This window comes from Streptomyces marokkonensis, assembly GCF_039539045.1.
Taxonomy (GTDB): Bacteria; Actinomycetota; Actinomycetes; order Streptomycetales; family Streptomycetaceae; genus Streptomyces; species Streptomyces marokkonensis.
Genome location: NZ_BAABCQ010000029.1, coordinates 17,193 through 42,805, shown reverse-complemented (window position 1 = coordinate 42,805; position 25,613 = coordinate 17,193). Strand labels below are relative to the sequence as shown.

The window sequence follows — 25,613 nt, the reverse complement described above, 5'->3', positions numbered from 1 at the left end:
CTCCCCTACTTCTCGCGCTGCGTGGGGTCGGGGTGCTCGCCCTCGGTCTGGACGCGGTACTCGCGGCCGAACATCTCGTCGTGCTGGGTCATGACCCGGTCGCTGGGAGGCGCCTCGCCACCGTGGATCTGCTCCTGCATCTGCTCGAACCGCTCGTGCGCCTCCCGGACGTATCCGGCACCGAGCGTCGTGAGGTCCATCTGCGTGTCCAGCAGCTCGCGCAGGTAGCCCTTGTTCGGCTCGAAGGTGAGCACGTTGGGCAGCTCGGGGGCCAGCACCGAGGCGGGGTCGCGGCCGTCGTGGCGGCGCATCAGGTCGCAGGCGGCGTGCAGGTGCTCCAGCTCCATGTTCAGGTGCAGCTCCCAGATCGCCTTGACCCTGGGGTCGCTCTCCTGCTCCATGAAGGAGTAGTACAGGTAGCACTCGTTGTACTCGTGGTTGACCAGCTGCTCCCACCACGTCTCCCCCGGGTCCACGAGTGACTCGTAGTGGGTGACGTGCTCCTCCTCGATCAGCCCGATCTCCTGGTAGAGCTGGCGGGCGATCGGCTCCATGTAGGTGGGGCCGGTGTTCATGTAGAAGTTCATGGTCTGCTGTTCCGCCGACATGATCGTCAGCGCGTGCAGCTTGGAGAGCGGGTTCGCCTGGTCCTTGGAGTACGGGTCGCGGACGTTGTCGTACGCGTCCCGGTGGTGGTACCGCGTGGGCCGGCCGGGCATGACCTCGGTCAGGCCGTCGACGATCGACTCCGCCTTGCGGTGCTCGATCATCTCGTACAGGTTCGCGTACCGGTACAGGTGGTCGAAGTCCTCCAGCACACCGAACTGGTACGCCTGCTTCAGGTACGGGTCCGGCTCCATCCGGGCCACCCACGCCGTCAGGTCCACCGCCACCTGCTCGTACGCGATGGTCGTCTCCAGCACCGAGGAGACGCCTGGGAGCAGCCAGTTCACGACCTTCTGCTGCTGCGCCTCGATGTAGCGCACCCGCGCCAGCTGCCGCTTGATCTCGGGGTCGACCGTGTGCCGGGCGAGCTGGTGGCTGAACAGGATCGCCTCCACCTCGATCCCGTTCATCGTGATGATCCGGCAGCGGGTGTACGGGTCGCAGTGGTCCGGGTCGATCGGAGCCACGTTCAGCTCACGCCAGTTGCGAACCTGGCGGTCCAACGGGATACCCCGTTGTTCCAGCGGATTGAACGTCATGGGGCGTGCCTCCTGGGGCCGAGGGGGGACTCGCGCCGCCGGGGTACCCCGTTCTCGGGCGACGAGCGCAGACGTGGCTCCCAGTCTGTTCAGCGTCGGTGCTTTCCAGCCACCGCTCACGCCCGCAGGCCGCATGGTTCCCTCTGGTGGGTCAACCGAGCGAGCGGACCGGCCGCCACCCGGGGCACATCACCCACCCCCAGCAAAACCAATGTGCCCTCAATGTGCCCTGGCCGCCCGACGGCCCCTCCCCGGCAAGCAGAAGGGCGAGGCCCGAAGACCCCGCCCAACCCCTACGAAACCCCAGCTCAGGGCCACACCAGGCAATACGGCTGATGCCCCGCCTCATGCAGCCGGTGCGAGAAGTCCTGCCACTCGTGCAGCAACTGGTAGACGTTGAACGCGTCCCGCGGTCCGCCCCGGTCCGGGACCGTGGACCAGATGAAGGCCGCCGCGCCGACCGACTCCTCGCCGATGCCGCGCAGAGGGTCGACGACCGTCATGGGGAGTTTCACGACCGCGTAGTCGGGGTGCAGGACGACCAGTTCGAGCGGGGGGACCTTGTGCAGGGGCACGCCCTCGATGCCGGTGAGGACCATGGCGGCCATGGTCTCCGGCTTGATCTTGGTGAACATGCCGTTCATCCCGAGCTCGTCGCCGCCGAGCTCCTCGGGGCGCATCGAGATCGGGACGCGGGCCGCGGTCGCGCCGTCGGGCGCGCCGAAGTACTTGTAGGTCACCCCCACCCGACCACCCTTCCCGCTCCCCGTCCCCAGCCGGCCGGCCTGCTCAGCGAACCGGTCGGGTTCGCCGGGAGTGCCGTGTGCCTGACGTGCTTCGGTCGATTCCGCCGCCTCGCGTCGGTGCCTTCCCCGCCGGGCACGTCGAGGACCCAGGTCGTCGGTCCCCTCGCCCAGTCCGCCACCGCGATGCATATCTCCACCCGACTGCTTTTCTAGGACGCGTGGCCCCCGCCGCGCAACCCGATCATCGTGTCAGTGACCTCCCCCGCGGCCGCTCGCCGAAACGTGCGGTGAAACATATGTCCGTCATATGTCCGCAGGACGCCGGCAGCCCTTTCCGCGCCTCCCGCGTGAGCTGCGTGGACGGGTCCCAGTCTGGCAGACGGCACAGCGATCGGGCGGGTTGTCTACCCTGAGGAGGTCACCCTGGGCAACCAGAGGCCGCGCAGGGGCCGAGCAGAGTCCGATACGTCGGAGAAGGTCGAGAAGGTCGGAGAAGTCGCAGGTCATGAGCGAACTGACACATCCATACGAAGCACCGGCCTCGCAGGCTCTGTTCGACCGCGCGTCGGTCGTCACGCCGGGCGGCGTGAACTCCCCGGTGCGGGCCTTCGGCGCCGTGGGCGGCACGCCCCGGTTCATGGTGTCCGGCACCGGTCCGTACCTGACCGACGCGGACGGCCGGGAGTACGTCGACCTCGTCTGCTCCTGGGGGCCGATGATCCTCGGGCACGCCCACCCCGAGGTGATCGCCGCCGTGCAGGAGGCGGTCGCGCGCGGCACGTCGTTCGGCACGCCCGCCGAGGGTGAGGTCGCCCTCGCGGAGGCGATGGTCGAGCGGGTCGCCCCACTGGAGCGGGTACGGCTGGTGTCCAGCGGGACCGAGGCCACCATGTCGGCCATCCGGCTCGCCCGCGGGTTCACCCGGCGGACCAAGGTGATCAAGTTCGCCGGGTGCTACCACGGGCACGTCGACTCACTGCTCGCCGCCGCCGGCTCCGGCGTCGCCACCTTCGCGCTCCCCGACACCCCGGGCGTCACCGGCGCCCAGGCGAGCGACACGATCGTCCTGCCGTACAACGACCTCGACGCCGTGCACGCCGCCTTCGCCGCCCACCCCGGCGAGATCGCCTGCGTGATCACGGAGGCCTCGCCCGGCAACATGGGCGTCGTACCGCCGCTGCCCGGGTTCAACCAGGGGCTGAAGGACGCGTGCGCGGCCAACGGCGCGCTGTTCGTCTCCGACGAGGTCATGACCGGGTTCAGGACCAGCCGCGCCGGCTGGTACGGCGTCGAGGGCGTCGTTCCCGACCTGATGACCTTCGGGAAGGTCATGGGCGGCGGGTTCCCGGCCGCGGCCTTCGGTGGACGTGCGGACGTCATGGCGCACCTTGCCCCCGCCGGGCCCGTCTACCAGGCCGGCACCCTCTCCGGTAACCCCGTCGCCACCGCCGCCGGGCTCGCCCAGCTGCGGTTGCTCGACGACGCCGCGTACGCCAAGGTCAACGCCGTGTCGGAGCAGATCCAGGGGCTCGTCACCGAGGCGCTCGGCAAGGAAGGCGTCGCGCACACGCTGCAGACCGCCTCCAACATGTTCTCCGTGTTCTTCACCGACCGGCCGGTGCGGAACTACGAGGACGCCAAGGCGCAGGAGTCCTTCCGCTTCACCGCCTTCTTCCACTCGCTGCTGGAGAACGGCGTCTACCTGCCGCCGTCCTCCTTCGAGTCCTGGTTCGTGTCGACCGCGCACGACGAGCGCGCCGTCCAACGCATCGCCGACGCGCTCCCGGCGGCGGCCCGCGCGGCAGCGGAGGCGACCGCGTGAGCCACGACACCGACCAGGAGCTGACCGTCGTCCACGTGATGCGGCACGGCGAGGTGGAGAACCCGACCGGTGTCCTCTACGGCCGCCTGCCCGGCTACCACCTCTCCGAGCTGGGCCGGCGCATGGCCGACCGGGTCGCCGAGCACCTCGCCCCCCGCGATGTGACGTACGTCGTGGCCTCCCCGCTGGAGCGGGCGCAGGAGACGGCGACGCCGATCGCCAAGGCGCACGGACTCGACCTCGGCACCGACGCGCGGCTCATCGAGGCCGGCAACGTCTTCCAGGGCAAGACCTTCGGCATCGGCGACGGGGCTCTGCGCCGGCCCGCCAACTGGAGGCACGTGGTCAACCCGTTCAAGCCGTCCTGGGGCGAGCCGTACGTCGACCAGGTCGTGCGCATGATGGGCGCGCTGGACGCCGCGAAGGACCGGGCCCGCGGGCACGAGGCCGTCGTCGTCAGCCATCAGCTGCCGATCTGGACCCTGCGGTCGTACGTCGAGCGGCGTCGGCTGTGGCACGACCCGCGCAAGCGGCAGTGCACGCTGGCCTCGCTGACGACGTTCACGTACCGGGGCGACCGGATCGTCTCCGTCGGCTACACGGAACCCGCCCGAGACCTGGTCCCGGCACATCTCCTCGCGGGAGCGAAGCCGGCCAAGGGTCAGGGCAAGGCCTACGGGGCCTGACGGCCACGTCGGCCTGACGGCCACGCCGCTTTGCCCTGACGCCCGCCGCATACGGTCACGCAACCGGCCGTATGCGGCGCTCGTCACCGAATCCGCACAAATTTCCGGAACCCGAACGTTCGTCGCGTCCTCTGACTGGGTGACCACCCAAGGACGCGACGAACGAGGTTGCGATGCGCACTTCCACCCGCACTCTCACCCGCAGGGGGATGCTCGGACTCGGCGCGGGCGCCGCGGCGGCCGGGCTCGCGGGCTGCGGTACCGGATCCGGCTCATCGTCGGACGGATCCCACCAGGCCGGCGGTTCCGGAGAGCCCTCGCCCTCGGGCAGCGGCAAGGCCCCCGCCCGGCCCATCGGGGACGGCTCCACGTCGTACACCGGCAAGCAGCCGCACCAGCCGGAGGCGCCCGTGCCGCTGGAGCCGGGTCAGACCCCGCCGCAGTTCGTCGTCTTCTCCTGGGACGGCGCCGGGGAGGTCGGCAACGGGCTCTTCCCGCGCTTCCTCGACCTCGCCCGCGAGCACGGGGCGCACATGACCTTCTTCCTCTCGGGCCTGTACCTGCTGCCGGAGTCGAAGAAGCGGCTCTACGACCCGCCGAACAACCCGCGCGGCGCCTCCGACATCGGCTACCTCACCGACGCCCACATCAAGGACACGCTCGAGGGCGTCCGCCGGGCCTGGCTGGACGGCCACGAGATCGGCACCCACTTCAACGGCCACTTCTGCGGCGGCGGCGGCACGGTCGGCAACTGGACGCCGGCGCAGTGGCGCAGCGAGATCGACCAGGCGAGGTCCTTTGTCAAGGAGTGGCGGACCAACACCGGCTGGACCGACCTGCCGTCCCTGCCCTTCGACTACGACAAGGAACTCGTCGGCGGCCGTACGCCCTGCCTGCTCGGCCAGGACAGCCTGCTGCCCACCGCCCGCGAGCTCGGCTGGCGCTACGACGCCTCCTCGCCCGGCGGTCGCCAGGTGTGGCCGGCGAAGAAGGACGGGATCTGGGACCTGCCGTTGCAGCAGATACCTTTCCCCGGACACTCCTTCGAGGTGCTGTCCATGGACTACAACATCCTCGCCAACCAGTCGGTCAACACGACCAAGGCGCCCGCCCACAACTACCCGGGCTGGCGCGAGCAGGCCACCCGGTCGTACATATCGGGCTTCAAGCGGGCCTACGAGTCGAACCGGGCGCCCTTCTTCGTCGGCAACCACTTCGAGGAGTGGAACGGCGGCATCTACATGGACGCCGTCGAGGAGGCCCTGAAGCACATCGCGCGGGAGCGGGAGAAGGGGAAGGGCCAGGACGTCCGGCTCGTCTCCTTCCGTCAGTTCACCGACTGGCTGGACGTGCAGAAGCCCGAGGTGCTCGCCAAGCTCCGTACCGTCGAGGTGGGGCAGCGGCCGCCCGGCGGCTGGAGCGCCTTCCTCGGGGAGACCGGCACGGGTGCCTCGAAGCCCTCGGGGAACGCCGCCTGATATGCGGGTTTCCGCCCGTGAGGGGGGTGCGCAAGATCCCCGGAACGGACATGCGAAACTTTTCACATGAGTGCCGCCAGCCGCGCCCCCCTGCGCTCGAACCTCTCGAACCTCTCGGACCGCTCGGACCGCTCGAACCGCGTCGACGCGACCGCCGGCACCACCGGCCGCGTCCGTCGCCGTGTCGCCCTGACCGCCGGCGCCGCCGCGGTCGTGCTGTTCGCCACCGCCTGCGGCTCCGGCGGAACCTCGGGCGGCGGCGGCCAGACCGGCTTCATCACCGGCTCGGACGGCATCTCCACCGTCAAGGAGGGGGAGCGGGCCGACGCCCCCGACCTGTCCGGCAAGACGGTCGACGGCGGGCAGCTCGACGTCGACGACCACAAGGGCAAGGTCGTCGTCCTCAACGTGTGGGGTTCCTGGTGCCCTCCCTGCCGGGCCGAGGCCAAGAACTTCGAGACGGTCTACCAGGACGTCAAGGACCAGGGCGTCCAGTTCGTCGGCATCAACACCCGGGACACGTCCGTCGGCCCGGCCCGCGCCTTCGAGGAGGAGTTCGGGGTCAGCTACCCGAGCCTGTACGACCCGACCGGCAAGCTGATGCTCCGGTTCGAGAAGGGCACGCTCAACCCGCAGGCCGTCCCCTCCACGCTCATCATCGACCGGGAGGGCAAGGTCGCCGCGCGCACCCTCCAGGCGCTCAGCGAGGAAAAGCTCCGCAAGATGCTCGACCCGTACCTCACGGGCGAGTCGGGGGCGGCGGGCGAGTCGGGCGAGTCGGAGAAGTGACGTGAGCGCACTGTCCACGCTCGCCGCGATGGGCCAGAACGGCACCGTGCTCAACGGCGCCCTGCTGGTGGCCCTTCCCGTCGCACTGCTCGGCGGCCTCGTCTCCTTTTTCTCGCCCTGCGTCCTGCCGCTCGTCCCCGGCTATCTGTCCTACGTGACCGGCGTCACCGGCACCGACCTCGCCGAGGCCCGGCGCGGGCGGATGGTCGCGGGCGCCTCGCTCTTCGTGCTCGGTTTCACCGCCGTTTTCGTCTCCAGCGGTGCGCTGTTCGGCTACTTCGGTCAGACGCTCCAGGAGAGTCAGGGCGTCCTGACCAAGGTGCTGGGCGTGCTCATGATCGTCATGGGCGTCTTCTTCATGGGCCTGATGCCCTGGCTCACCCAGCGCGAGCTCCGCTTCCACAAGAAGCCCGTGAACGGCCTGATCGGTGCCCCCGTGCTGGGCGCGCTGTTCGGCATCGGCTGGACGCCCTGCATCGGCCCGACCCTCTCGTCCGTACTGATGCTCTCCGCCGACCAGGGCACGGCCGGCCGCGGCGCCATACTGACCGTCGCCTACTGCGTCGGCCTCGGACTGCCCTTCGTGCTCGCCGCGGTCGCCTTCCGCAAGGCGCTCGGCGCCTTCGGCTGGGTCAAGCGCCACTATGTGTGGGTGATGCGGATCGGCGGCGTCATGATGATCGCGACCGGACTGCTGCTGCTGACCGGAGTATGGGACAGCATCGTGCAGGACATGCAGACCTGGTCCAACGGCTTCACTGTAGGGATCTGACCGATGAGCAAGACCACCACGGGCAAGACCCCGACGGGCACCCCGACGGGCACCCCGACGGGCACCCCGGCGGGCACCCCGACGGGACCCCCGGAGGGCACCGCGTCCGCTGCCGAGGACCAGGACCTCGGCGCCGCCGGCTCCCAGCTCTCCACCGCCCCAAAGGAGGAGGCACCCAACCTCCCCTCGCTCGGCGTCATCGGTTGGGCCCGCTGGTTCTGGCGGCAGCTCACCTCGATGCGGGTGGCGCTGCTGCTGCTCCTGCTGCTGTCGCTGGGCGCGATCCCCGGCTCGCTGATCCCGCAGAGCGGCGTCGACGAGCTGAAGGTCGAGGAGTTCCGCGAGAACCACGACGTCCTCGGGCCCCTGTACGACAACCTCGGCCTCTTCCACGTCTACAGCTCGGTGTGGTTCTCCGCGATCTACATCCTGCTGTTCGTCTCCCTCATCGGCTGCATCGTCCCGCGCACCTGGCAGTTCGTCGGCCAGCTGCGCGGCCGCCCGCCCGGCGCGCCCCGGCGCCTGACCCGGCTGCCCGCGTACACCACCTGGCGCACCGCGGCAGAGCCCGAGCAGGTCCGTGAGGCCGCGCTCGCCCTGCTGAAGAAGCGCCGCTTCCGCGCCCACACCGTCGGTGACGCCGTCGCCGCCGAGAAGGGCTACGTACGCGAGGCCGGCAACCTGGTCTTCCACATCGCGCTGATCGTGATGCTGATCGCCTTCGCCTGGGGCCAGCTGTTCAAGTACGAGGGCAACAAGCTGATCGTGGAGGGCGACGGCTTCTCCAACACGCTCACCCAGTACGACGACTTCAAGTCCGGCAACCTCTTCGACCCGGACCACGACCTCGCGCCCTTCAGCTTCAGCCTGAAGGACTTCCACGGCACCTACGAGCCGAGCGGCCCCAACCGCGGCACCCCGCGCATCTACGAGGCCAAGGTCGACTACAGCGAAGGCGCCTACGGCGACGAGAAGCCGACCACCATCGAGGTCAACGAGCCCCTGGAGATCGACGGCTCGAAGGTCTACCTCGTCAGCCACGGCTACGCGCCCGTCCTCACCATCAAGGACGCCAAGGGTAACGTCGTCATGGACAAGGAGGCGACCGCCCTGCTGCCGCTGGACTCCAACGTCACCTCCTCCGGCGCCGTCATGGTCCGCGACGGCTACCGCAACGCCGAGGGCGAGAAGGAGCAGCTCGGCTTCAACGCGTTCTTCGTGCCGACCTACGGCGGCGAGGGCAGCGCGATGTACTCGACCTTCCCGGCGCTGCTCAACCCGACGCTCGCGCTCTCCGCCTACCACGGCGACCTCGGCGTCGACGCGGGCTTCGCCAAGAGCATCTACCAGCTCGACAAGACCAACCTGGAGGAGTTCAAGGACTCCGACGGCGAGCTGTTCAAGAAGCTGCTGAAGCCCGGCGAGACCATGACCCTCCCGAACGGCGCGGGCACGGTCACCTTCGACGGCGTGCGGGAGTGGGCCGGCTTCCAGGTCACGGAGCAGCCCGGCAGCGGCTGGGCACTCGCCGGATCCGTCGCCGCCATCCTCGGCCTCGCCGGTTCCCTGTTCATCCAGCGCCGCCGTGTCTGGGTGCGGGCCGTCAAGGGCCCCGACGGGGTGACGGTCGTCGAGATGGCCGGCCTCGGACGCAGCGAGTCCGCGAAGGTCCCCGAAGAGCTCGGCGACCTCGCCGGTGTCCTGTACGAGCAGGCCCCCGACACGCTTGAAATCCCCGACGCGGCGGAAGTGCCCGACGAGGCCGAAGCTCCCGACGCGCCCGACGCGCCCGACGCGCCTCACGACGACGGCGCACCGAAGAACGACGACGGCGCACCGAAGAACGACGACGACACCCCCGATTCCCCCGACACCCACGTCGTACCTGCCGAAGGGGCTGAGAAATGACTCTCGCCGCCGCAACCCATCTGGCCGCCGCGGCCAACGAGGACCTCGCGAACCTCAGCAACACGCTGATCTACTCCGCGATCGCGGTCTACACGTTGGCCTTCCTGGCGTACATCGCCGAGTGGACCTTCGGCAGCCGCAGCAAGGTGGGCCGTACGGCCGCCGCGCTGACCGCCGACACCGACGCCGACGCGAAGGCGAAGGTGAAGACCGCCCCCGCCGTCACCGTGAACAAGGCCGGCGGCACCGCCGTACTGGAGCGGCCCAAGGTCGTCGTGCGCGCCGCGACCGGCACCCGCGACGTGCCCGACGGCCCGGGCGCGCACGGCGGCACCGAGAAGGGCGACCTCTACGGCCGGATCGCCATCTCGCTCACCGTGCTCGGCTTCGCCCTGGAGGCCGGCGGAGTGCTCGCCCGCGCCCTGTCGGTGAAGCGGGCGCCGTGGGGCAACATGTACGAGTTCAACATCACGTTCACGACGGTCGCCGTCGGCGTGTACCTCCTGCTGCTCGCTCTGAAGAAGAACGTCCGCTGGCTCGGCCTCCCGCTGATCACCATGGTCATCCTGGACCTCGGTATCGCCGTCAAGGTCCTGTACACCGCCAGTGACCAGCTGGTCCCCGCGCTCGACTCGTACTGGATGTACATCCACGTCTCGACCGCGATCTTCTGCGGCGCGGTGTTCTACGTCGGCGCGATGTCCACGGTCCTGTACCTCTTCAAGGACAGCTTCGAGAACAAGCTCGCCTCCGGCGGCAAGCCCGGCCGCTTCGCCAACTCCGTCCTGGACCGGCTGCCCGCCGCCGCCAGCCTCGACAAGTTCGCCTACCGCGTCAACGCCGCCGTCTTCCCGCTGTGGACGTTCACGATCATCGCGGGCGCGATCTGGGCGGGCGACGCCTGGGGCCGCTACTGGGGCTGGGACCCCAAGGAGACCTGGTCCTTCATCACCTGGGTCGCCTACGCCGGCTACCTGCACGCCCGCGCCACCGCCGGCTGGAAGGGCCGCAAGGCGGCCTACCTGGCGCTGGCCGCCTTCGCGTGCTGGCTGTTCAACTACTACGGCGTCAACATCTTCGTCTCCGGCAAGCACTCCTACGCGGACGTGGGCCTGGGCGCCCTCCAGTCCGTCGGGTTCTGAACCCGACGCCTCCAGAGGCCGGTTCGCCGCGGCTCACGTCGCGGGGACCGGCCTCTGCCGTCTCCCGCCGGACGGCCTCGGGCGTGCCCGGGCGGTGACGAGGACGTAGCCGAGGTGCTCGTCGGCCCTGGCCACCTGCTCCATGACCGGGGTGATCCGCTCGACCGCGTCGGGTCCGTACGCGGCGGTCAGTTCGGGTCGGCGGCTGTCGAACTCGCGCCGGGTCCGGGGGCCGCTGTGGCACGTGTGCCGGCCCAGGTCCTCGACCTCGAGGACCTCGAACCCGGCCGCTGAGAGGAGTTCGAGGAGTCGCGGCCGGGTGCTCAGGTGCACGGAGGGAACGTCGTCCATCCAGGTCCCGCCCTCCGTCCCGGACGCACCGGCCGGCGGCAGGACCATGTCCACCACGGCCAGCCGCCCGCCGGGGCGCAGGCAGCGAGCCGCTTCGGCGAACGCCGCCGCCTTGCCGTCGGTGACCGTGTCGGGCAGGTGGGAGGCGACCTCCAGCATCAGGGCGCGGTGGAAGGCGTCCGCGGGGAAGGGCAGTTTCCTGGCGTCACCGGTCTCGAAGGAGATCCGGTCCGGGGCCGTCGCGTCCGCCGCCAGTCGCCGTGCGGCGGCCACCTGGCCGGGGGTGGCGTCGATGCCCGTCACGGAGCACCCCGTCTCCTCGGCCAGGAGCACCGCCGGCTGGCCCGCGCCGGACCCGATGTCGAGCAGGGCGTGGTCCGGGCCGAGCCGGAGTCGTCGCCCGGCCGTCCGGGTGAGGCGGTCGGCGGCTTCGGCGTACGTGGCGGGGTCCGCGGCGCCGGTGAAGTAGCCCTTGTGCATGGCACGGGTGCCCAGCACCGCGTGGCCCAGCTCGGCGTGGGAGTCGTAGTAGTCCCCGATGGTGTCCAGCTGGTCCGGTGTCATGTCGGGCGGCTTCCTTTCAGGGCGTGGGTGTGGTCCGCCGTGTTTCCGGACGGCGAGGTGAAGCGGCGGGTGGCCGCCCTGCGGGCGTAGCCGAGGGCGAGGCCGGCACCCGCGGCGGTCACGCAGGCCAGCCGCCCTCTCAGGGCCGGGGTGTGGAAGACGTCGTGGCGGGAGTGGGGGACCTGACGCAGGACGTACCGGGCCATGCTCACGTACTGCCGGGGCAGCTCCCGTGCGTCCGCGTCCGCCCAGCGCCACCAGTCGGCGGCCCGGTCCAGGTAGCCACGCGCACGCTCGGCCTCGAAGCGCACCAGGTCACGCAGCCCGTCCGTCATACGGCGGTCCCGGGCGGCGGCCTCCAGCTCGGCGCGGTCGAGCCCGAACGCCTTGAGGTCGTCGAGGGGGAGGAAGAGCCTGCCGTCCGCGAGGTCCTCACGGAGATCGCGGAGGTTGTCCGTGAGCTGGAGACCGAGGAGGGCGGAGACGGCGTGCTCCCTGGCCTCTTCGCTGTGCTGGGCGCGAGAGCCCAGGAGGGCGTTGAGCAGCAGGTTGTGCTCGCCCCCGGTGCTGCGGATGTGCCGCTCCAGATCCGGGAAGGAGGCGTACTCGGTGACGCGCAGGTCCGCGGTGATGTTCGTCATGGCCAGCTGGACGGAGCTTCGGGGAATCTCCCAGACGCGGCTGAAGTGCGCGAAGGCGCGGGCGAAGGTCCGACCGAGGCGGTCCTGGTGCGAGGACGGCGGCCCGGTCCAGGGGGCGTCCCCGTCCAGGAGAGCGAAGAAGTCGCGGGCGTAGGCGTCGTAGCGGGCGATGCGCTCCGGAGCCGGCACGCGGGCGTCGTCGATGAGGTTGTCGACGTGGATCGAGAACGCGAGTATCGCGTCCCAGTAGGGGCGCCTTCCGGGAGGCAGCAGTTGCCGGAGCAGGAAGTAGTGCTTCACGAAGTTGCGACGGAGGAAGGTCTCGCACGTCGCGTAGGCGCGGCAGAGCTCCGGATCCCCCAGGTTCGCCGCCCGGATCTCCTTGGTGGTCACGCGGTGCCCCGTGTCAGGGTCCAGGTGTCGTACAGCGTGTGCGGGCCGGAGAGTGCCGACGTGTAGTTGTCGTGGACCTCGACTCCGGCGAAGCCGTGCCTCGCGGCCAGGCGGCGGGCGGTGTCGTGGGGCAGCCGGTAGAAGCGGTGCAGGTCCCGGGTACGGACCCAGGACTCCCCGGCCCCGGCGCGGTCCCCGGGCCCGTCCCCGGGCCCGTCCCCGGCACGGTGGAACTGGCTGTAGGCCATGTCGAAGTGGGCGCTGCCGGCCGCCGTGGTGAAGGTCCAGATGTAGGAGGTGTCCTCCATCTCCAGTGCCATGACGCGCGGCGCGGACGGGTCGAAGATCTTGTCGTAGAATCCCGGGCCGTAGACGTCGAAGACGAACGTTCCGCCGGGCGGAAGCAGGCGGGCCACGGCGGCGAGAGTGGCGTCGATCTGCGACTCGGAGAGGTAGTTGAACCCTCCGGCGGCGCTGATGACGGCGTCGAACCGGCCGGCCTCGGCCGGGATGTCGGGCAGCTCGGACCGGAGCAGGGTGGTGTCCTCACCCAGCCGCCGCCGGGCCTGCGCCAGCATCGCCGGTGATCGGTCCAGTCCGGTCACGGCATAGCCGCGCCGGGTCAGCTCGGAGAGCATCAGGCCGGTACCGCAGCAGATCTCCAGCACCCGGTGCACCGGACCGGTTCCGGTCTCCCAGAATGCCTGGAGGAAATCGGCCATGTGGCCGCGTGCGGATTCCTGCTGCTCCGTGATGGCCCATTCGGCCAGCCGGTCGTACGACGCCGCGAGGTTGGCGTAGGGATCGGTGGGTGTGAGTTCCTCGACGCTCATGTACTGCACCTTCCTTTACCGCGTTGTGGTTTTGAGGGCGTGATCGACGGGCCGGATGAGGGCATAGGCCTGCCGTGTCGATACCGCAAGCCGGGTGCGTCTGGAGAAGATCAGGTCGGCGAGCGGAAACGGCCGGTGGTAGAAGGTCAGGGAGGACGGCGCGTCGAAGATGTCCGCGGAGGCGATGAAGAACGGGAGTTCCGCGAGCAGATAGCGCAGTCCCGTCTCGACCTCTTCCTCGACGGGCTCCGTCGCGGGGCGCCGGGACAGCAGCACCTCCCGGCTGGCGGCCCGGCAGGCCGCCCTCAACTCCGGATCCGTGAGCAGGGCCGCCTCGCACTCCGCGAGCGCGTTCCGGTACGCGGCCCGGTCGGTGAGCTCGGACATCAGATGAACACCGTCGCCGCCGCGTGGGCCGCCCGCGGCGGTCCAGGCGCGTTCAACGCGGTTGCGCAGTACGTTGATTTCGGCCCGCACCTTGCCGGCCGCACGGTCGGGTGCGTAGCCGAGCGCGGTGAAGGTGTGAATCAGCGCCGCGTCCGGGACGACGACATCCACCCGCGCGAAACCGCCGCTGAGCCAGCGAAGCAGATCGGTGAGCAGAGCGACCCGGAAATAGCTGTTTCCCGGGCTTACCCCGAGAACAACATGCTCCTTGCGAGCGCAAATCGAAGCACATTGCTCCGTCAGTGGCTCAAGTGAAAACGTTGCAGGTTCCGACACGTTGGAACATTACACAGCTGATGTGATTTGCAAACTCTGGCCGACGCCTGACGGGTGAGGGAGGTAAAAGGAAGGGGGCGGGCGGCAATTCCTAGGGACGCGGACGGGCGACACTCGCGACGATGTCCCGCAGTCGTTCGACGTACAGCCGCAGGTTCTTGTGCGCGATGTCGGTGTCCGGGTAGCGGCTCGCGAACCACAGGCCTTCCGGGAGCCGGGTGACCCACGCGCACACCTGGTCGCCGTACGACACCCTGAGCAGCGCGTACGCCGTCTGGTCCGGCCAGTGGCCGGCGCCGGGGACGTCGCGGGCGTCGACGTACGACACGATCGAGTACATGTCGGGCGAGGTCGGGCGGAAGTCCGTGCCGAGCAGGCGCAGCACCCGGTCGATCGGCATGCGGGCCAGCCGCCGGTTGGCCTGGAGTTCGGCACGGACGGCCCGCAGGGCGCTCGGGAAGTCGTGCGCCCGTGCCACCGGGACCTCGATCGGCGCCCCGCCGACGTACCAGCCCACGGAGTCCGACCACTGGGACCGGGACCTGGTGTGGAACGGGACGACCGTGCGGTAGACGGGCTCCCCGCCGATCTCGTGGACGATGAGCGCGGTGGCGGCCAGGACGCCGACCAGGCTGCCACCGTAGGGACGGCAGTACGCCTCGAAGGCGGCGGCGTCCGCGGCGTCCACCAGCGGCTCGCGCAGCAGCCGTTGCTCGGGCAGCGCGCCACCGGGTCGCACGCCGAGATCGACCGGGAAGGACGGCAGCCGCCCGTCGCACCGCTGGATGAACTTGCGCCAGCGGGCGACGATGTCGTGGGCTCCGTCGATCCGGTCCGCGTCCGCCCGCTCGGCCTCGCAGAAGTCGACGTAACTGCCGACCCGCGGCTGCGGCACGGTCCGGCCCTCGACGCCGGCCGCGTACAACTCGTGGATCTCGGCGGGGATGCGGTAGATGGAGTAGGCGTCCACGTTGCTGTGGTCGAAGGCCATGTAGACGCTGACGCCGTCGTCGCGTACGACCGCGGTGTAGATGAGGTTGGGCCAGCGCAGCGCGTCCGCGACGTGGTCGAAGCGGTCCCGGAGGTGGCGGGCCAGGTCGGTGGCGTCCGGGAAGTCGCCGACATCCGCGCGGTGCAGGGACACCGCGTCCGCGTCGAGGGTGAACCGCCGCACCGCGTCACCGGCCTCACCACTCCAGCGGAAGCCGCTGCGCAGTGTCTCGTGCCGAAGGGTCCAGGTCCGCAGCGCCTCCTGGAGTACGTCGAGGTCGACCGGGCCCGGGATGTCGAAGGCCGCGCCGAGCCACGTCGGCACGGACAGACCGCCCTGGCGAAGCGAACGGGCGGTCCGGATGTGGGACTCCTGGATGTACGCCGGCGGCCTCGTGTCCTCGGGCAGCGACGCCGCGATGTCGAGGGTCTTGGGGCTGAGCGTCCATTCGACGAGGCGCCCGGGCCGGATCTCGCAGCGCTGGATATCGGTCGTTCGCACGAGGGGGGTCTCCGTTCGCAGATGTAGGCAGACCCGACCAAGGGAATGCCGTGCCCGCGACCGCGCACCTGGTGTGTCGGCATGGTTCAACGGAACGGATGGCTCCTCGAACGGCGGTACGGCATCGCTACGGGGTTGCCGTCCCTCCGCTACGGGGTCGCCGTTCCCTCCAGGTAGGTGTGGAGCGCACCCGCCCCCGCGAGCATCGCCCGCGTCCGCGCGGTGAGCGCCCGCCCACGCGCCTCGACCGCCGCCTCCAGGGCCGCACTGCCGCCCTCCCGCCGCAGGCCGTCCAGTACGGGGCGGATCTGGTCGAAGAGATGGTGACCGCGGCGCAGGGTGCGCACGAGCCGGGCGTCGCGGACATCGGCGGGACCGTACACGCGGTAGCCGGTGCCACGTTCCCGCCCCGGAGCGAGCAGCCCCGCCGCCTCCCACACCCGCAGCGCGGACGTCCGTACGCCGATCAGCGCGGCGACCTCCCCGATCCGCAGCCCGCCGTCGTCACCGTCACCGTCACCGTCACCGCCCGACCGGTCCGCCGACGGCGCGGGCTCCTCCCGGGCCAGCGCCTCCAGCGCCTCGCTCGCGGCCCGCAGCGAGACCCGCTCCTCGTGCAGGGCGGCATGCGCGGCGTCGACCAGGGCGAGCGCGCCGGGTACGTCGCCGTCGTGCACGGTCCGCATGACCCGCGTCGCCGTCGACGGCTCGTAGCCCTTCCGCAGGGTGCGGTAGGTCGACAGCGCGTGCCGGTGCCGCTCGCCGAAGACGCGGTACCCGGACTCGGTCCGCCCGGCCGGGGGCAGGACACCGGCGTCCTCGTAGTTGCGGATCTGCTGCGTCGAGAGACCGGCCGACCGGGCCAGGTCGACGGTACGGAGACGGCGGTCGTCTGGCGTCACGGCCCGCAGCCTAGGGCAGCCGTCGCGAGAGCCGGGTACGTACCCGTCCGTCGGATCGGTCCTTCAGATGACCTCCGTCAGATGACCTCCTTCTCCTCGGTGACCATCACGGCCACCGAGCCCATGTCGATGAAGCGCGCTTCGTCCGGGTTGACCAGCGTCCGGTAGTTGTCGGAGGCGAAGAAGGCGTCGTGGTCCTCCCAGTCCTCGAACCAGATCTCCGTCAGGCCGTCGTAGGCCCGGTCCGGGTAGTTCTCGGCGGGGACCGGATGGGACACCGTGTACTTGCGCACGTAGCGCTGTGCCTCCGGGACGGAGGTGAACAGAGGCGCGTGCCGGTCCCGGTGGTGCTCGACGAAACGCTCGTACGACATTCCCTCGACGCGGTTGATCATGAAGATGAGCTTCAGCATGGGGTTAACCTAAAAGCTCACATCAATGTGAGGGTCAAATGGCCGGGAGCATGAGGGAGTCCGGGATGCGGATCGGTGAACTGTCCGCCCGGACGGGAGCCAGCCGCCGGTCGCTGCGCTACTACGAGGAGCAGGGCCTGCTCGTCAGCTCCCGTTCGCCCAGCGGGCAGCGCCACTACGAGGAGGAGCACGTCCAGCGGGTGCGCCTGGTGCGGGCGTTCCTGGCGGCGGGCATGCCCAGCGGCACCATCGCCGAGATGGTGCCCTGCATGTCCCGGCCGAGCGAGGACAGGGCGCGGCAGGCCGTGGAGATCATGGGCCGCGAGCGGGCCCGGCTGTCCGGGGCCATCGACGGCCTCGCCGCCGCCAGGGACGCGCTGGACAGCCTCATCCAGGACAACCAGGCGTACCTGGCACGGTCGGCGGACGACGACGCGTGAACCGGGGCGCCCGGGACAGCGGGCGGACCGGAGGAAGACGCCCACGACGTGGAGTCGGCTCAGGCCGCGGGCCACCTCCGTGTGGCGAACGCGGTCAGCGCGGCGACGTACTTCTCGGGATGCGTGGCATGGGGGACGTGCCCGGCGCCTTCGATGCTCACCCGCCGTACGTCAGGCAGCGCTTCGGCCAGCCGGTCCAGGACGGTGGTGAACCACGGCGGGCTGCCGGTGCCGTGCGTGAGCATGACCGGCAGCGGGCAGCGGCCGAGCGCGTCGAGGTCGAGCGCCGCCCAGTCGGGATCGGCCTGTTCCTCGGCGAAGGTCTCAGCGAGGGCGGCGACGGCACGGCGGTCCTCCTGCGGCATCTCCTCCCAGGTGCCCGGCCCGAGCGCGACCTCGTCCACGAAGACCCGGGCGGCCCGCTCGTGCTCTCCCTCGCGGATCTCCTCGACCACCGAGGCGATGCCTCTGACAGTCGGCCGCAGCAGTTCGACCGCCGCCGGATCGTCGGCCACGATCCCGGTCAACGGCGGCTCGTGGACGCTGATGCTGAGGAAGAGCTCGGGCCGTCGGACGGCGAGCCCCAGCGTCACCGATCCGCCGAACGAGTTCCCGACGACGTGCGCGGGCTCCTTGACGACCTCCTCCAGCACGGCACCGAGGTCGTCCTCGTCCTGCCGCCGGCTGCCCGGTCCGGGCGCCGCCCCGCTCCTGCCGTGGCCACGCCGGTCGTACGCGAACACCCGGAACGACTCCGGCAGGCCGGCGCCGAGTGCGGGCGCCCAGTCGGTGCGGTCCGCCCACGAGCCGTGTACGAGCACCAGAGGCTCGCCCTCGCCGTGTCCTTCCCAGTACAGGTCACCGCCGTCGCCGCGTTCCAACCGCATGCCGTGTCTCCTCGTCCGTGGTCCGTGGTCCGTGGTCCGTGGTCCGTGGTCCGTCGGGCTCGGGTGGCCTCCGGCCCGGGCGCGCGCAGTCTTCCACGGGTTTCGGCACCGTGACCATGCGTGGCGCGCACACGGGATCCGTATCGCCCCGGGCGGTGTGACCTCCACGCCGTCCGGCTCAGGCGCGGCACTCCAGTACCGCGTAGTCGGCGAAGCTGCGCCGGTAGCGGGTGTGCCGGGTCTCCTGGGTGTGCCCGCGCTGCCACTCCTCGACATCCGCCGGGGCGGCGCACGGGCCGGACGTGGCGCCGCAGTCGGCGTCGTCGCCGGACACGCAGTGCGCCTGGTACTCGGGGAGTGCCGTCGGGTCCTGGACGATCGTGAACGGTACGTAGCGGAAGAGCCGACGCCCACGGTGGTCATGGCGCTGGTGCCGGGCCAGCAGCACGTCGGCGTCGGTCTCGGCGCTGCCGTCGCCGGCGGCACGTGCGTGTGCGCGCCGCTCGGCCAGCCGGGCGCAGGTGGCGCAGCCGACGACCGGCTCGGGCGGCGGTCCGACCTTGACCAGCGGCTCAGCCGTCAACGCGCCGTTGGTCGAGCGGTCGTTGGCCGCACGCACGCCGGCGCTCAGCCGTTCCTCGGCCGTGGCCGCCCGGATCAGCGCCGGGTCCGCCTGCCACTCCAGACCGCCGCCGACGGGACGCAGTACGGCGCAGGGGCCCACCGTTCCCCGGTACTCGCCGACCCTGCGGGTGCGCGGGTCGTAGACGAGTGTGCCTGGATCCACCCGTTCCATCCTCATCCTCCGTCACTCTGGGTGTATAGATGTTCGCCGGGGGGAATTGTCGGTATCAATGCTTGACGCGTGACACTCGTCCACTGTCACGAAGGGGGAGACCGTGAGCCGACGCAACTCCGGGGGCGCGGGCGCGAGTACGGCCGCTGTCTTCGGCGAGGTGCTGCGGCACTTCCGGGAGGCCGCGGGGCTCACGCAGGAGGGGCTGGCGGTCCGCATCCCCTGCGACCGGTCGCACATCGCCCGGGTGGAGGCGGGGACGCGGGTGCCGCAGGACACGTTCGCGAAGACCTGCGACGAGTTGCTGGGCACGGGCGGGGTGCTGGCGCGGTTGTGGGGGCGGATCGACTGGTATCCGGAGGTGGAGCATCCGGACTGGTTCGAGCGCCGGGCCCACATGGATGCCGAAGCGGTGGCCGTCCGTGCCTATCAGACCCAGGTGATGCCGGGGTTGTTGCAGACACCCGCCTATGCGACCGCCCTGTTCGCGCGACGCCTGACGGATGGTGACGAGGTGGAGGAACGAGTACGGGCACGGTTGAGTCGACAGCAGCGCTTCTACGGTGTTGGAGGACCGTTCTACTTCGTCGTCCTGGACGAGACATGCCTGCGTCATGTGGTGGGCGGCCCGGCGGTGATGCGAGACCAATGCGCTCACTTACTGACCGTGGGCAGACTTCCCAACATTCGTGTGCAGGTGGCACCGTTGAGCCGCTCGGACATTGACCGCCCGGACACCTCACTGTCGTTGATCGAACTGCCCGGCGGGGAGCGATGGGTGTACTCGGAATCGCTGGACCGTGGTCATTTCGGCGACAATCCGACCATCTTTGCTCGCCACAGTGCGACCTATGATGTTCTGCGGGCGGACGCTCTGTCAGCCCCTGAGTCTGCCGCACTGATCAGCGACGTGATGGAAGGGTACGAGCATCATGAACAGTCACGATCTCAGCGCGGTCAATTGGATCAAGAGCAGCTACAGCGGCGCCAACGGCGGAGATTGCATCGAAATCGCCCCCGGTTTCCCCGGCGCCGTCCCCGTCCGGGACAGCAAGAGCCCTGACGGCCCCGCCCTGTTCGTCACCCGAGCGGCGTGGTCCGCGTTCACCTCAGCGCTGCGCTGACACCGGAACTCGGGTTCCCGCGTTACGGGGATTCGGTCGCTCTCCAATAAGAACCACTTGGAGAAAAGAACCCCACCAAGCCCCACCCCTCCCGCCCTCGGCGTCGAATCACTCGCCTGGGTGAACATCGCCGGTTGGGCTGGCTTTCGGGGCCCCCAACTCCCTTACGCTCAGCGCATCGACCGCTGACATATGTCAGCCCTCGACGGGGACTAGCGATCCCCGCGAGGGCCTGACCAACGAGGAAGAAAGCCGCTTCCTGATGGGTACCCAAAACCTTAGCGTGCCCCTGCGCGCCCAGTCCGCCGATGGCGACAACCCACCCCGTTCGGGCGTCATCCACGACAACGTCCGACACACCGCCAACTTCACCGTGGTCGGCAATCACCTCGCCCAGCACCCGGACCTCTCCCTGCTGGCGAGGGGCCTGGGCCTGTACATCCAGTCGGTGCGCGTCGGCACCCCCGTGGACATCAAGAGCCTCACCGCTCGCTTCAAGGAGGGCGCGGTCCGCATCAGCGCGGCCCTGCGCGAGCTGGAGGCCCATGGCTACCTCCGCCGCGAACGCGAACGCGCCGCCGACGGCCGTGTCGTCACCCGCACCGTCTCCTGCAACAACCCTCGCGCCCGGCGCCGAGCAGCAGGCCTCGCCTGTCCCGCCCGACCGGCGGATCCGGCACGGCCCGAACGCACGGCACCGCAGCGAGCCACGTCCCGCCCGCGCGGCACGGGCGTCCGCAAGGCGCTCCCCGCCGTACCGCAGCCCAGCACCAAGGCGCCCACGCTGCACCAGGCGGCCGTCGACCTCCTCGCCGACCTGCGACGACACGACTCCCGGCTGCTGCTCTCCGCGACCGACACGGCCCACCTGGCACCCGGCGTCGCCGCATGGCTGGAACGGGACATCCGCACCACAGCCGTACGCCACGCCCTCACCACCGGCCTGCCCGACGACCCTCTGCGCCGCCCGGCCGCCCTCCTCGCCCACCGCCTCACCGACGGACTGCCGCCCCCGGCCCCGTACCGCGCCCCGGCGGCTGTCTCACCGCCTCCCGGCCGACACCCGCTCCAGAACTGCGAGGACTGCGACCGAGGCTTCCGAGCCCCCGAGACGGAACCCCGCTGCCGTGACTGCCGAGACCTGGCCGCAGCCCAGGCCTGAACCAGTAAGGAAACCCATGGTCAGCCCGCCCCACGAGGCGATGCACCGCATCTTTCAGCACGATCCCGGCCTGTTCAGCCGTGTCTCGTGCTTCCTCGGGATCGACATCCCCAAGCCCATCGGAGCGACCGCTCTGCCGACAGACCTCACCGAGGCCAGCCCCGTCGAACGCCGCGTGGACACGCTCCTGCGCTTCGAGACGGAAGAGCAGGGCGCGTTCCTCCTGGCCGTGGAGGCCCAGGGCAAGAAGGACCCGGACAAGCCCGCGAGCTGGGCGTACTACGTCTCATACCTGTGGACGAAGTACCGACTGCCCACCGCTCTTCTGGTCGTCTGCCAGGACCACCGGACGGCGAAGTGGGCCCAGCAGGCGGTGAGCAGCGGACCGCCCCAGCTGCCCACCCTCACTCTGCGGCCCCTTGTCGCCGGCCCGCACAACATGCCGGTGATCACCGACCCGGACGAGGCCCGCGCCGACCTGATGCTGGCCAGCCTGGCGGCCGTCACACACGCCGCCGAACCGGTCATCAATGGGATACTGAAGGCCCTGTCCACCGCGTTGCAGGACGCGCCCGAAGACGTCGCGTCCGCCATCATCGAATTCACCGCTCAGGGCATGGGCAACCGCCCGGCCAAGCACCTCTGGAGGAACCTGGTGGCCGTGGACCTCTCCTTCTACAAGTCGTACATCTCCGAAGAAATCCGCGACGAAGGCCGTGAGCAGGGCCGTGAGCAGGGCCGTGAACAGGGCCGTGAGCAGGGCCGCGCGCAGCAGGGCGCCCTGGATGTCCTGCTGGTCCTGGAGCAGCGCGGTCTCGACGTCTCCGACGACGTGCGCACGCGCATCACGGAATGCGGTGACCCCGAGGTCCTCCGGCACTGGCTCGCTCGCGCGGTCACCGTGTCAGCGGCCGAAGCGGTCTTCCAGGACGGGTGACCGGGCGTCCCGGTCGAGGGCCGGGCACCGGAGGCAGCGCAGGGTGCCGTGGTGGTGCCTGGCCGCATCCGTCAGCCGCCGGGCGGGGTGCGCCGGGCGGCGTCCATGAGCCGGCCGGCGAGGGCCGCGACGAGGTCGCGCAGCTCGTCCGGCCGCTCGACGACGAACGGGAGGTCCAGCGATGCGAGTACGCCGGGCAGCCAGTCGAGCCGCTCGGCGCGGATCTCGACCCGCGACCAGCGCCCGGTCTCCGCTTCTGTCCCCGCCCCTGTCTCCGGACCCGTACCGCTCGCCGGTGGCGCCTCCGTCACGGTCGCGAGGCTGCCCGGGAGGCGGGTGCGGATCTGCTCGGCGGTTCCCTGGACCCGCAGAGTCACCTCGTGCCGGTACGGGGCGGTGGCGAGCGCCGTGAGGACGCGCTCCGCCGGGTCGTGGCCGGCCGGCGGTTCGAACGAGCCCGGCAGGACCCGGGCGTCGGCGACGCGGTCCAGCCGGAACGTCCGGTCCTCGCCGACCGAGAGGTCCCGTCCCGTCACGTACCACCTGCCCGAGTGCGCGACGAGCCCGTACGGGTACAGGACGCGTTCGCTGCGCCGACCACCGGAGGCGGTGTACCGGATCGAGACCGGCCGGTGATGGCGCACCGCGTCGGCGATGGGGAGCAGGACGGCGGTCTCCGGGGCGGCCGTCCCGCCCGACGGGGCGGTGAAGGTGAGTGAGCCGAGTACGGAGTCCAGCCGGCGACGGAGCCGCTCCGGCAGCACTCGCCGGACCTTGGCCGCGGCCGTCTCGCCCGCGGTCCCCGCCGCCGCCGTGATCCCGGTCCGTCGGCCGGCGACCAGGCCGAGCAGCACGGCCAGCGCCTCGTCGTCGGTCAGCATGAGCGGAGGCATGCGGTGGCCGGGGCCGAGCCGGTAGCCGCCGTAGCGGCCGCGCACCGACTCCACGGGGATGTCGAGGTCGACGAGATGCTCGACGTAGCGGCGCACCGTTCGCTCGCCGACGCCGAGCCGGTCGGCGAGTTCGGCCACGGTCCGGGTACCTCCCGCCTGAAGGAGTTCCAGCAGGGTGAGCACACGGGACACGGGACGGGACATGTCTGGAAGTCTGCCTCGGATACCGGTCGGATTCTGTCCGGTATCGCTCGTAGCGTGAGGTCATCAGCGACGACCGGCCGAACGGCCGAACGGCCGGACGAACGAACGATCAGGAGCGCATCCATGAACCTCGTCTCGATCCGCGTCATCACGGACGACGTCACCCGCCTCGTCGAGTTCTACGAGCGCGCCACCGGAGTGCGGGCGAGCCGGCCCACCGAGGACTTCGCCGAACTCCGGACCGCCTCGGGCACCCTCGCGATCGGCAGTACCCGGACCGTTCCGCTGTTCGCGCCCGGCTCCGCCGCCCCGGCCGACAACCGCAGCGTCATCATCGAATTCCTCGTCGACGACGTGGACAGCGTGCACCGGCAGCTGACCGGGTTCGTGGCGGACTTCGTCAAGGAGCCCACGACGATGCCCTGGGGCAACCGTGCGCTCCTGGTCCGCGACCCCGACGGCAATCTGGTCAACTTCTTCACCCCGGTCACCCCGGAGGCCATCGAGAAGTTCGCCGCGTACGCCCGCTGATCCGGCGGCCCGCCACCCCCGTCGGCGGGCCGCCAGGAGCGGTCGGCTAGGCGACGCCGCCGTACGTGCAGCCGGTCGCGCCCTTCATCGCCCAGTTCATGTACTGCGACGTCTGCGGCCCGAACACGCCGTCCGCGGCGATGCCCTTGCTGCGCTGTGCCTCCTTCACCTTGTTGACGGTGGCAGGCCCGTACATGCCGTCCACGTCCAGGTTCGCGCCGGGGAAACACCTGTTCAGCGACCGCTGGAGTTGCTTGACGGCCGTGTTCTGGCTGCCACCGTTGAAGCCGTCGCCGCTGGAGAGGAGACAGTTGACGTTGCGGCTGCCGTTCGCCGTGGTCGGCTTGAGGTACTCGCCGTACTGGTTGGAGTACGTCGAGGTTCCCTGGCAGTGGGTGGCGGCCTGGGCGGTTCCCGCCGTGCCGACGACCGCGCCGGTGGCGACCAGTCCGAGGGTGGCGAGGGATGCCGCGGTACGGCGAATGTTCATGGGGTCCTTCCATGGGGAACGGAATCGGTGCGGCCCGCCTCGCGGTGGGCGAGGCCGCGGTGGTGGACGGCCCGTGCGGGCGGCCCCGTCAGCTACGGCACGCGTCGCCGCCACTGCCGAAGTTCTCCGACCACCAGCGCATGGCGTCACGGGTGTTCGGCCCGTACACGCCGTCCACCGCGACGCCGTACTTCGCCTGCGCGTACCTCACGGCCTGTGCGGTCTTCGGTCCGTAGATGCCGTCCACGACGACGTTGTTCTGCGTCCACGAGTTCACGCACCGCTTCAACGACCGCTGGAGGGCTTCCACCGCGTAGCCCTGGTTGCCCTGGGACAGGAGGCAGTTCGTGGACCAGCTGTTCGTGGACGGCTGGTTCGCGTAGTAGTGGCTGCCCATGTTCGTCAGCACCGCCGTCGTACAGGTCGAAGCGGCGTGCGCGGCGGGCGCGGTGACGATGCCTGCTCCGAGGAGGCCCGCGGAGACCGCGAGGACACTGGCGGCACCGATGAGTTTCTTTCTGACGTTCATTCGTCTCCAGACTCCTGCTCCTGTGTCGAGGGCCCGGCCGGTGGGTGGGGCCCTCGCCCGGCGGTGTCGATCCTGGGTTCGCACCCACCGATGAGCAAGCACTCCGGGAGGTCCCGGGAGACTCCGGGACGTCCCAGGAGACCTCAGAGACGTCCCGCCCGGTGACCTGCGCCGATTCCACCGGAGCTGGGACGGGGGACGATGTCCGGTTCGGGGACCGAGGTACGCCTGCCCCTGTGCTTGGTCTGCCCGTACGGGGAGAGGACGGGCAGTAAACGCACGCCGGGAGACATCTGTGCCCGGGTCCGGCTCTCCACCGTGCCGGATGTCTTCGCCACCACCGTCAGCCAGGACGGCGGTACCGCCGGTGGTTTCCACCTCTGATCTCGCGCGGTGCTCCGTTCTTCAGGGCGGAGGTGAGGTGCGTCCTTCGTCCCGGCCTGCGCGCCGTCGGCCGGACCGAGCCCGCCCCCGGCGTCTGGACCCACCTGACCGGCGTCTGCGACGGCCGGGCCCCGCAAGCTGCGGCTGTACGTCAACGGAGTCCAGGAGGCGGTCGTCGACGACACCGGCCCGATCCCCGCCACCGGCGCCTTCATGATCGGCCGGGCGTCCTGCGACGGGCAGCCCGCCGACTTCTTCCCCGGCGCCGTCCGGGACGTACGGGCCTCCGACCGGGCGCTCACCTCCGCCCGGGCCAAGTCGCCGGCGCGACGTATCTGACGGTCACTCACCAAGTTTCCCCAGAGCTTTACTTGGG

Annotated in this window: 29 protein-coding genes; 15 read left to right on the top strand and 14 right to left on the bottom strand. The window is 70.5% G+C overall.

All coding sequences use genetic code 11. The features are described from left to right. Nucleotides 1-5: 5 nt before the first annotated feature. Both ABEA26_RS10230 and ABEA26_RS10225 read right to left on the bottom strand, forming a co-directional pair. On the bottom strand, nt 6-1,205 hold the full coding sequence (locus ABEA26_RS10230) for a hypothetical protein (protein ID WP_345591231.1): 1,200 nt from the start codon (nt 1,203-1,205) through the stop codon (nt 6-8). A gap of 308 nt (nt 1,206-1,513) precedes the next feature. Further along, nucleotides 1,514-2,140 carry a hypothetical protein gene (locus ABEA26_RS10225; protein WP_345591230.1) on the bottom strand — a complete coding sequence of 209 codons (627 nt, stop codon included), beginning with the start codon at nt 2,138-2,140 and terminating at the stop codon, nt 1,514-1,516. A gap of 316 nt (nt 2,141-2,456) precedes the next feature. Here ABEA26_RS10225 and hemL point away from each other — a divergent pair, with 316 nt between their 5' ends. The 7 genes from hemL (at nt 2,457) to ccsB (ending at nt 10,548) form a co-directional block, all read left to right on the top strand. Next, entirely contained in the window at nt 2,457-3,773 is a 1,317-nt protein-coding gene (hemL, locus tag ABEA26_RS10220) for a glutamate-1-semialdehyde 2,1-aminomutase (RefSeq protein ID WP_345591229.1), read from the top strand. 38 nt (nt 3,774-3,811) lie between these two features. Beyond that, nucleotides 3,812-4,459, top strand: coding sequence for a histidine phosphatase family protein (locus ABEA26_RS10215; RefSeq protein ID WP_345591266.1), 648 nt, complete (start codon nt 3,812-3,814; stop codon nt 4,457-4,459). Nucleotides 4,460-4,632: 173 nt separating this feature from the next. Next, entirely contained in the window at nt 4,633-5,937 is a 1,305-nt protein-coding gene (locus ABEA26_RS10210; protein ID WP_345591227.1) for a polysaccharide deacetylase family protein, read from the top strand. 66 nt (nt 5,938-6,003) lie between these two features. Next, the gene (locus ABEA26_RS10205; protein ID WP_345591225.1) at nt 6,004-6,726 is read left to right on the top strand and encodes a TlpA family protein disulfide reductase; all 723 of its coding nucleotides are present in this window, start codon (nt 6,004-6,006) and stop codon (nt 6,724-6,726) included. Between the two features lies 1 nt (nt 6,727). Next, nucleotides 6,728-7,498: a cytochrome c biogenesis CcdA family protein gene (locus ABEA26_RS10200; RefSeq protein ID WP_345591223.1), complete on the top strand. Its 771-nt coding sequence runs from the start codon at nt 6,728-6,730 to the stop codon at nt 7,496-7,498. Nucleotides 7,499-7,501: 3 nt separating this feature from the next. Next, nucleotides 7,502-9,406 carry a cytochrome c biogenesis protein ResB gene (gene resB, locus ABEA26_RS10195; protein WP_345591221.1) on the top strand — a complete coding sequence of 635 codons (1,905 nt, stop codon included), beginning with the start codon at nt 7,502-7,504 and terminating at the stop codon, nt 9,404-9,406. Next, complete coding sequence (ccsB, locus tag ABEA26_RS10190) at nt 9,403-10,548, top strand: c-type cytochrome biogenesis protein CcsB (protein WP_345591219.1); 1,146 nt, start codon at nt 9,403-9,405, stop codon at nt 10,546-10,548. Before resB ends, ccsB begins: the two co-directional genes overlap by 4 nt. A gap of 33 nt (nt 10,549-10,581) precedes the next feature. On the opposite strand, the gene ABEA26_RS10185 is transcribed toward ccsB, so the two are convergent. The 7 genes from ABEA26_RS10185 to ABEA26_RS10155 all read right to left on the bottom strand — a co-directional run bounded on the left by ABEA26_RS10185 (nt 10,582) and on the right by ABEA26_RS10155 (nt 16,860). Beyond that, nucleotides 10,582-11,463, bottom strand: coding sequence for an SAM-dependent methyltransferase (locus ABEA26_RS10185; protein WP_345591218.1), 882 nt, complete (start codon nt 11,461-11,463; stop codon nt 10,582-10,584). Continuing rightward, nucleotides 11,460-12,497: a squalene/phytoene synthase family protein gene (locus ABEA26_RS10180; protein ID WP_345591216.1), complete on the bottom strand. Its 1,038-nt coding sequence runs from the start codon at nt 12,495-12,497 to the stop codon at nt 11,460-11,462. Before ABEA26_RS10180 ends, ABEA26_RS10185 begins: the two co-directional genes overlap by 4 nt. Beyond that, nucleotides 12,494-13,330, bottom strand: a complete 837-nt coding sequence (locus ABEA26_RS10175) for a class I SAM-dependent DNA methyltransferase (RefSeq protein ID WP_345591214.1) — start codon at nt 13,328-13,330, stop codon at nt 12,494-12,496. The genes ABEA26_RS10180 and ABEA26_RS10175 overlap by 4 nt, the downstream gene beginning before the upstream one ends. 15 nt (nt 13,331-13,345) lie before the next feature. Beyond that, the gene (locus tag ABEA26_RS10170; protein WP_345591213.1) at nt 13,346-14,053 is read right to left on the bottom strand and encodes a tRNA-dependent cyclodipeptide synthase; all 708 of its coding nucleotides are present in this window, start codon (nt 14,051-14,053) and stop codon (nt 13,346-13,348) included. Nucleotides 14,054-14,144: 91 nt separating this feature from the next. Then, nucleotides 14,145-15,545 carry a condensation domain-containing protein gene (locus ABEA26_RS10165; protein ID WP_345591211.1) on the bottom strand — a complete coding sequence of 467 codons (1,401 nt, stop codon included), beginning with the start codon at nt 15,543-15,545 and terminating at the stop codon, nt 14,145-14,147. 149 nt (nt 15,546-15,694) lie between these two features. Then, nucleotides 15,695-16,447, bottom strand: coding sequence for a TioE family transcriptional regulator (locus ABEA26_RS10160; protein WP_345591210.1), 753 nt, complete (start codon nt 16,445-16,447; stop codon nt 15,695-15,697). Nucleotides 16,448-16,524: 77 nt separating this feature from the next. Next, the gene (locus tag ABEA26_RS10155; RefSeq protein ID WP_345591208.1) at nt 16,525-16,860 is read right to left on the bottom strand and encodes an EthD domain-containing protein; all 336 of its coding nucleotides are present in this window, start codon (nt 16,858-16,860) and stop codon (nt 16,525-16,527) included. Between the two features lie 65 nt (nt 16,861-16,925). On the opposite strand from ABEA26_RS10155, the gene ABEA26_RS10150 reads away from it, so the two are divergent. Further along, nucleotides 16,926-17,300 carry a MerR family transcriptional regulator gene (locus tag ABEA26_RS10150; RefSeq protein ID WP_345591206.1) on the top strand — a complete coding sequence of 125 codons (375 nt, stop codon included), beginning with the start codon at nt 16,926-16,928 and terminating at the stop codon, nt 17,298-17,300. A gap of 59 nt (nt 17,301-17,359) precedes the next feature. Here ABEA26_RS10150 and ABEA26_RS10145 read toward each other — a convergent pair whose 3' ends face one another. Then, the gene (locus tag ABEA26_RS10145; protein ID WP_345591205.1) at nt 17,360-18,187 is read right to left on the bottom strand and encodes an alpha/beta fold hydrolase; all 828 of its coding nucleotides are present in this window, start codon (nt 18,185-18,187) and stop codon (nt 17,360-17,362) included. Nucleotides 18,188-18,365: 178 nt separating this feature from the next. After that, nucleotides 18,366-18,983, bottom strand: coding sequence for a DUF7848 domain-containing protein (locus ABEA26_RS10140; protein ID WP_345591203.1), 618 nt, complete (start codon nt 18,981-18,983; stop codon nt 18,366-18,368). Nucleotides 18,984-19,086: 103 nt separating this feature from the next. Between ABEA26_RS10140 and ABEA26_RS10135 the strand changes: the two genes are divergently transcribed. From ABEA26_RS10135 to ABEA26_RS10120, 4 genes are all read left to right on the top strand, one after another. Further along, nucleotides 19,087-20,046: a helix-turn-helix domain-containing protein gene (locus ABEA26_RS10135; protein ID WP_345591202.1), complete on the top strand. Its 960-nt coding sequence runs from the start codon at nt 19,087-19,089 to the stop codon at nt 20,044-20,046. Continuing rightward, nucleotides 19,994-20,107, top strand: a complete 114-nt coding sequence (locus tag ABEA26_RS10130) for a DUF397 domain-containing protein (protein ID WP_345591264.1) — start codon at nt 19,994-19,996, stop codon at nt 20,105-20,107. Before ABEA26_RS10135 ends, ABEA26_RS10130 begins: the two co-directional genes overlap by 53 nt. Before the next feature lie 262 nt (nt 20,108-20,369). Then, nucleotides 20,370-21,269: a helix-turn-helix domain-containing protein gene (locus ABEA26_RS10125; RefSeq protein ID WP_345591201.1), complete on the top strand. Its 900-nt coding sequence runs from the start codon at nt 20,370-20,372 to the stop codon at nt 21,267-21,269. A gap of 16 nt (nt 21,270-21,285) precedes the next feature. Next, on the top strand, nt 21,286-22,206 hold the full coding sequence (locus ABEA26_RS10120; protein ID WP_345591199.1) for an RpnC/YadD family protein: 921 nt from the start codon (nt 21,286-21,288) through the stop codon (nt 22,204-22,206). 71 nt (nt 22,207-22,277) lie between these two features. Here ABEA26_RS10120 and ABEA26_RS10115 read toward each other — a convergent pair whose 3' ends face one another. Beyond that, on the bottom strand, nt 22,278-23,303 hold the full coding sequence (locus ABEA26_RS10115; protein ID WP_345591197.1) for a helix-turn-helix transcriptional regulator: 1,026 nt from the start codon (nt 23,301-23,303) through the stop codon (nt 22,278-22,280). 123 nt (nt 23,304-23,426) lie between these two features. On the opposite strand from ABEA26_RS10115, the gene ABEA26_RS10110 reads away from it, so the two are divergent. Next, nucleotides 23,427-23,834, top strand: coding sequence for a VOC family protein (locus ABEA26_RS10110; protein ID WP_345591196.1), 408 nt, complete (start codon nt 23,427-23,429; stop codon nt 23,832-23,834). A 46-nt stretch (nt 23,835-23,880) separates the two neighbouring features. Here ABEA26_RS10110 and ABEA26_RS10105 read toward each other — a convergent pair whose 3' ends face one another. Beyond that, nucleotides 23,881-24,324: a peptidoglycan-binding domain-containing protein gene (locus tag ABEA26_RS10105; RefSeq protein WP_345591194.1), complete on the bottom strand. Its 444-nt coding sequence runs from the start codon at nt 24,322-24,324 to the stop codon at nt 23,881-23,883. 88 nt (nt 24,325-24,412) lie between these two features. Then, on the bottom strand, nt 24,413-24,853 hold the full coding sequence (locus ABEA26_RS10100) for a peptidoglycan-binding domain-containing protein (protein WP_345591193.1): 441 nt from the start codon (nt 24,851-24,853) through the stop codon (nt 24,413-24,415). 201 nt (nt 24,854-25,054) lie between these two features. Between ABEA26_RS10100 and ABEA26_RS10095 the strand changes: the two genes are divergently transcribed. Both ABEA26_RS10095 and ABEA26_RS10090 read left to right on the top strand, forming a co-directional pair. After that, nucleotides 25,055-25,237 (top strand): hypothetical protein, encoded by a 183-nt coding sequence (locus ABEA26_RS10095; RefSeq protein ID WP_345591192.1) that lies wholly within the window; start codon nt 25,055-25,057, stop codon nt 25,235-25,237. Nucleotides 25,238-25,375: 138 nt separating this feature from the next. Further along, nucleotides 25,376-25,576, top strand: a complete 201-nt coding sequence (locus ABEA26_RS10090; protein WP_345591263.1) for a LamG-like jellyroll fold domain-containing protein — start codon at nt 25,376-25,378, stop codon at nt 25,574-25,576. The last annotated feature ends 37 nt before the right edge of the window (nt 25,577-25,613 follow it).

Excerpts from the sequence above, each read along its gene's own strand:
- resB (WP_345591221.1), top strand. The coding sequence starts at position 7,502 with ATGAGCAAGACCACCACGGGCAAGACCCCGACGGGCACCCCGACGGGC.
- ABEA26_RS10150 (WP_345591206.1), top strand. The coding sequence starts at position 16,926 with ATGCGGATCGGTGAACTGTCCGCCCGGACGGGAGCCAGCCGCCGGTCG.
- ABEA26_RS10185 (WP_345591218.1), bottom strand. The coding sequence starts at position 11,463 with ATGACACCGGACCAGCTGGACACCATCGGGGACTACTACGACTCCCAC.
- ABEA26_RS10095 (WP_345591192.1), top strand. The coding sequence starts at position 25,055 with ATGTCCGGTTCGGGGACCGAGGTACGCCTGCCCCTGTGCTTGGTCTGC.
- ABEA26_RS10140 (WP_345591203.1), bottom strand. The coding sequence starts at position 18,983 with ATGGAACGGGTGGATCCAGGCACACTCGTCTACGACCCGCGCACCCGC.
- ABEA26_RS10110 (WP_345591196.1), top strand. The coding sequence starts at position 23,427 with ATGAACCTCGTCTCGATCCGCGTCATCACGGACGACGTCACCCGCCTC.
- ABEA26_RS10120 (WP_345591199.1), top strand. The coding sequence starts at position 21,286 with ATGGTCAGCCCGCCCCACGAGGCGATGCACCGCATCTTTCAGCACGAT.
- ABEA26_RS10125 (WP_345591201.1), top strand. The coding sequence starts at position 20,370 with ATGGGTACCCAAAACCTTAGCGTGCCCCTGCGCGCCCAGTCCGCCGAT.
- ABEA26_RS10145 (WP_345591205.1), bottom strand. The coding sequence starts at position 18,187 with ATGCGGTTGGAACGCGGCGACGGCGGTGACCTGTACTGGGAAGGACAC.
- ABEA26_RS10100 (WP_345591193.1), bottom strand. The coding sequence starts at position 24,853 with ATGAACGTCAGAAAGAAACTCATCGGTGCCGCCAGTGTCCTCGCGGTC.
- ABEA26_RS10230 (WP_345591231.1), bottom strand. The coding sequence starts at position 1,205 with ATGACGTTCAATCCGCTGGAACAACGGGGTATCCCGTTGGACCGCCAG.
- ccsB (WP_345591219.1), top strand. The coding sequence starts at position 9,403 with ATGACTCTCGCCGCCGCAACCCATCTGGCCGCCGCGGCCAACGAGGAC.
- ABEA26_RS10105 (WP_345591194.1), bottom strand. The coding sequence starts at position 24,324 with ATGAACATTCGCCGTACCGCGGCATCCCTCGCCACCCTCGGACTGGTC.
- ABEA26_RS10175 (WP_345591214.1), bottom strand. The coding sequence starts at position 13,330 with ATGAGCGTCGAGGAACTCACACCCACCGATCCCTACGCCAACCTCGCG.
- ABEA26_RS10225 (WP_345591230.1), bottom strand. The coding sequence starts at position 2,140 with ATGCATCGCGGTGGCGGACTGGGCGAGGGGACCGACGACCTGGGTCCT.
- hemL (WP_345591229.1), top strand. The coding sequence starts at position 2,457 with ATGAGCGAACTGACACATCCATACGAAGCACCGGCCTCGCAGGCTCTG.
- ABEA26_RS10205 (WP_345591225.1), top strand. The coding sequence starts at position 6,004 with ATGAGTGCCGCCAGCCGCGCCCCCCTGCGCTCGAACCTCTCGAACCTC.
- ABEA26_RS10215 (WP_345591266.1), top strand. The coding sequence starts at position 3,812 with ATGCGGCACGGCGAGGTGGAGAACCCGACCGGTGTCCTCTACGGCCGC.
- ABEA26_RS10115 (WP_345591197.1), bottom strand. The coding sequence starts at position 23,303 with ATGTCCCGTCCCGTGTCCCGTGTGCTCACCCTGCTGGAACTCCTTCAG.
- ABEA26_RS10210 (WP_345591227.1), top strand. The coding sequence starts at position 4,633 with ATGCGCACTTCCACCCGCACTCTCACCCGCAGGGGGATGCTCGGACTC.
- ABEA26_RS10155 (WP_345591208.1), bottom strand. The coding sequence starts at position 16,860 with ATGCTGAAGCTCATCTTCATGATCAACCGCGTCGAGGGAATGTCGTAC.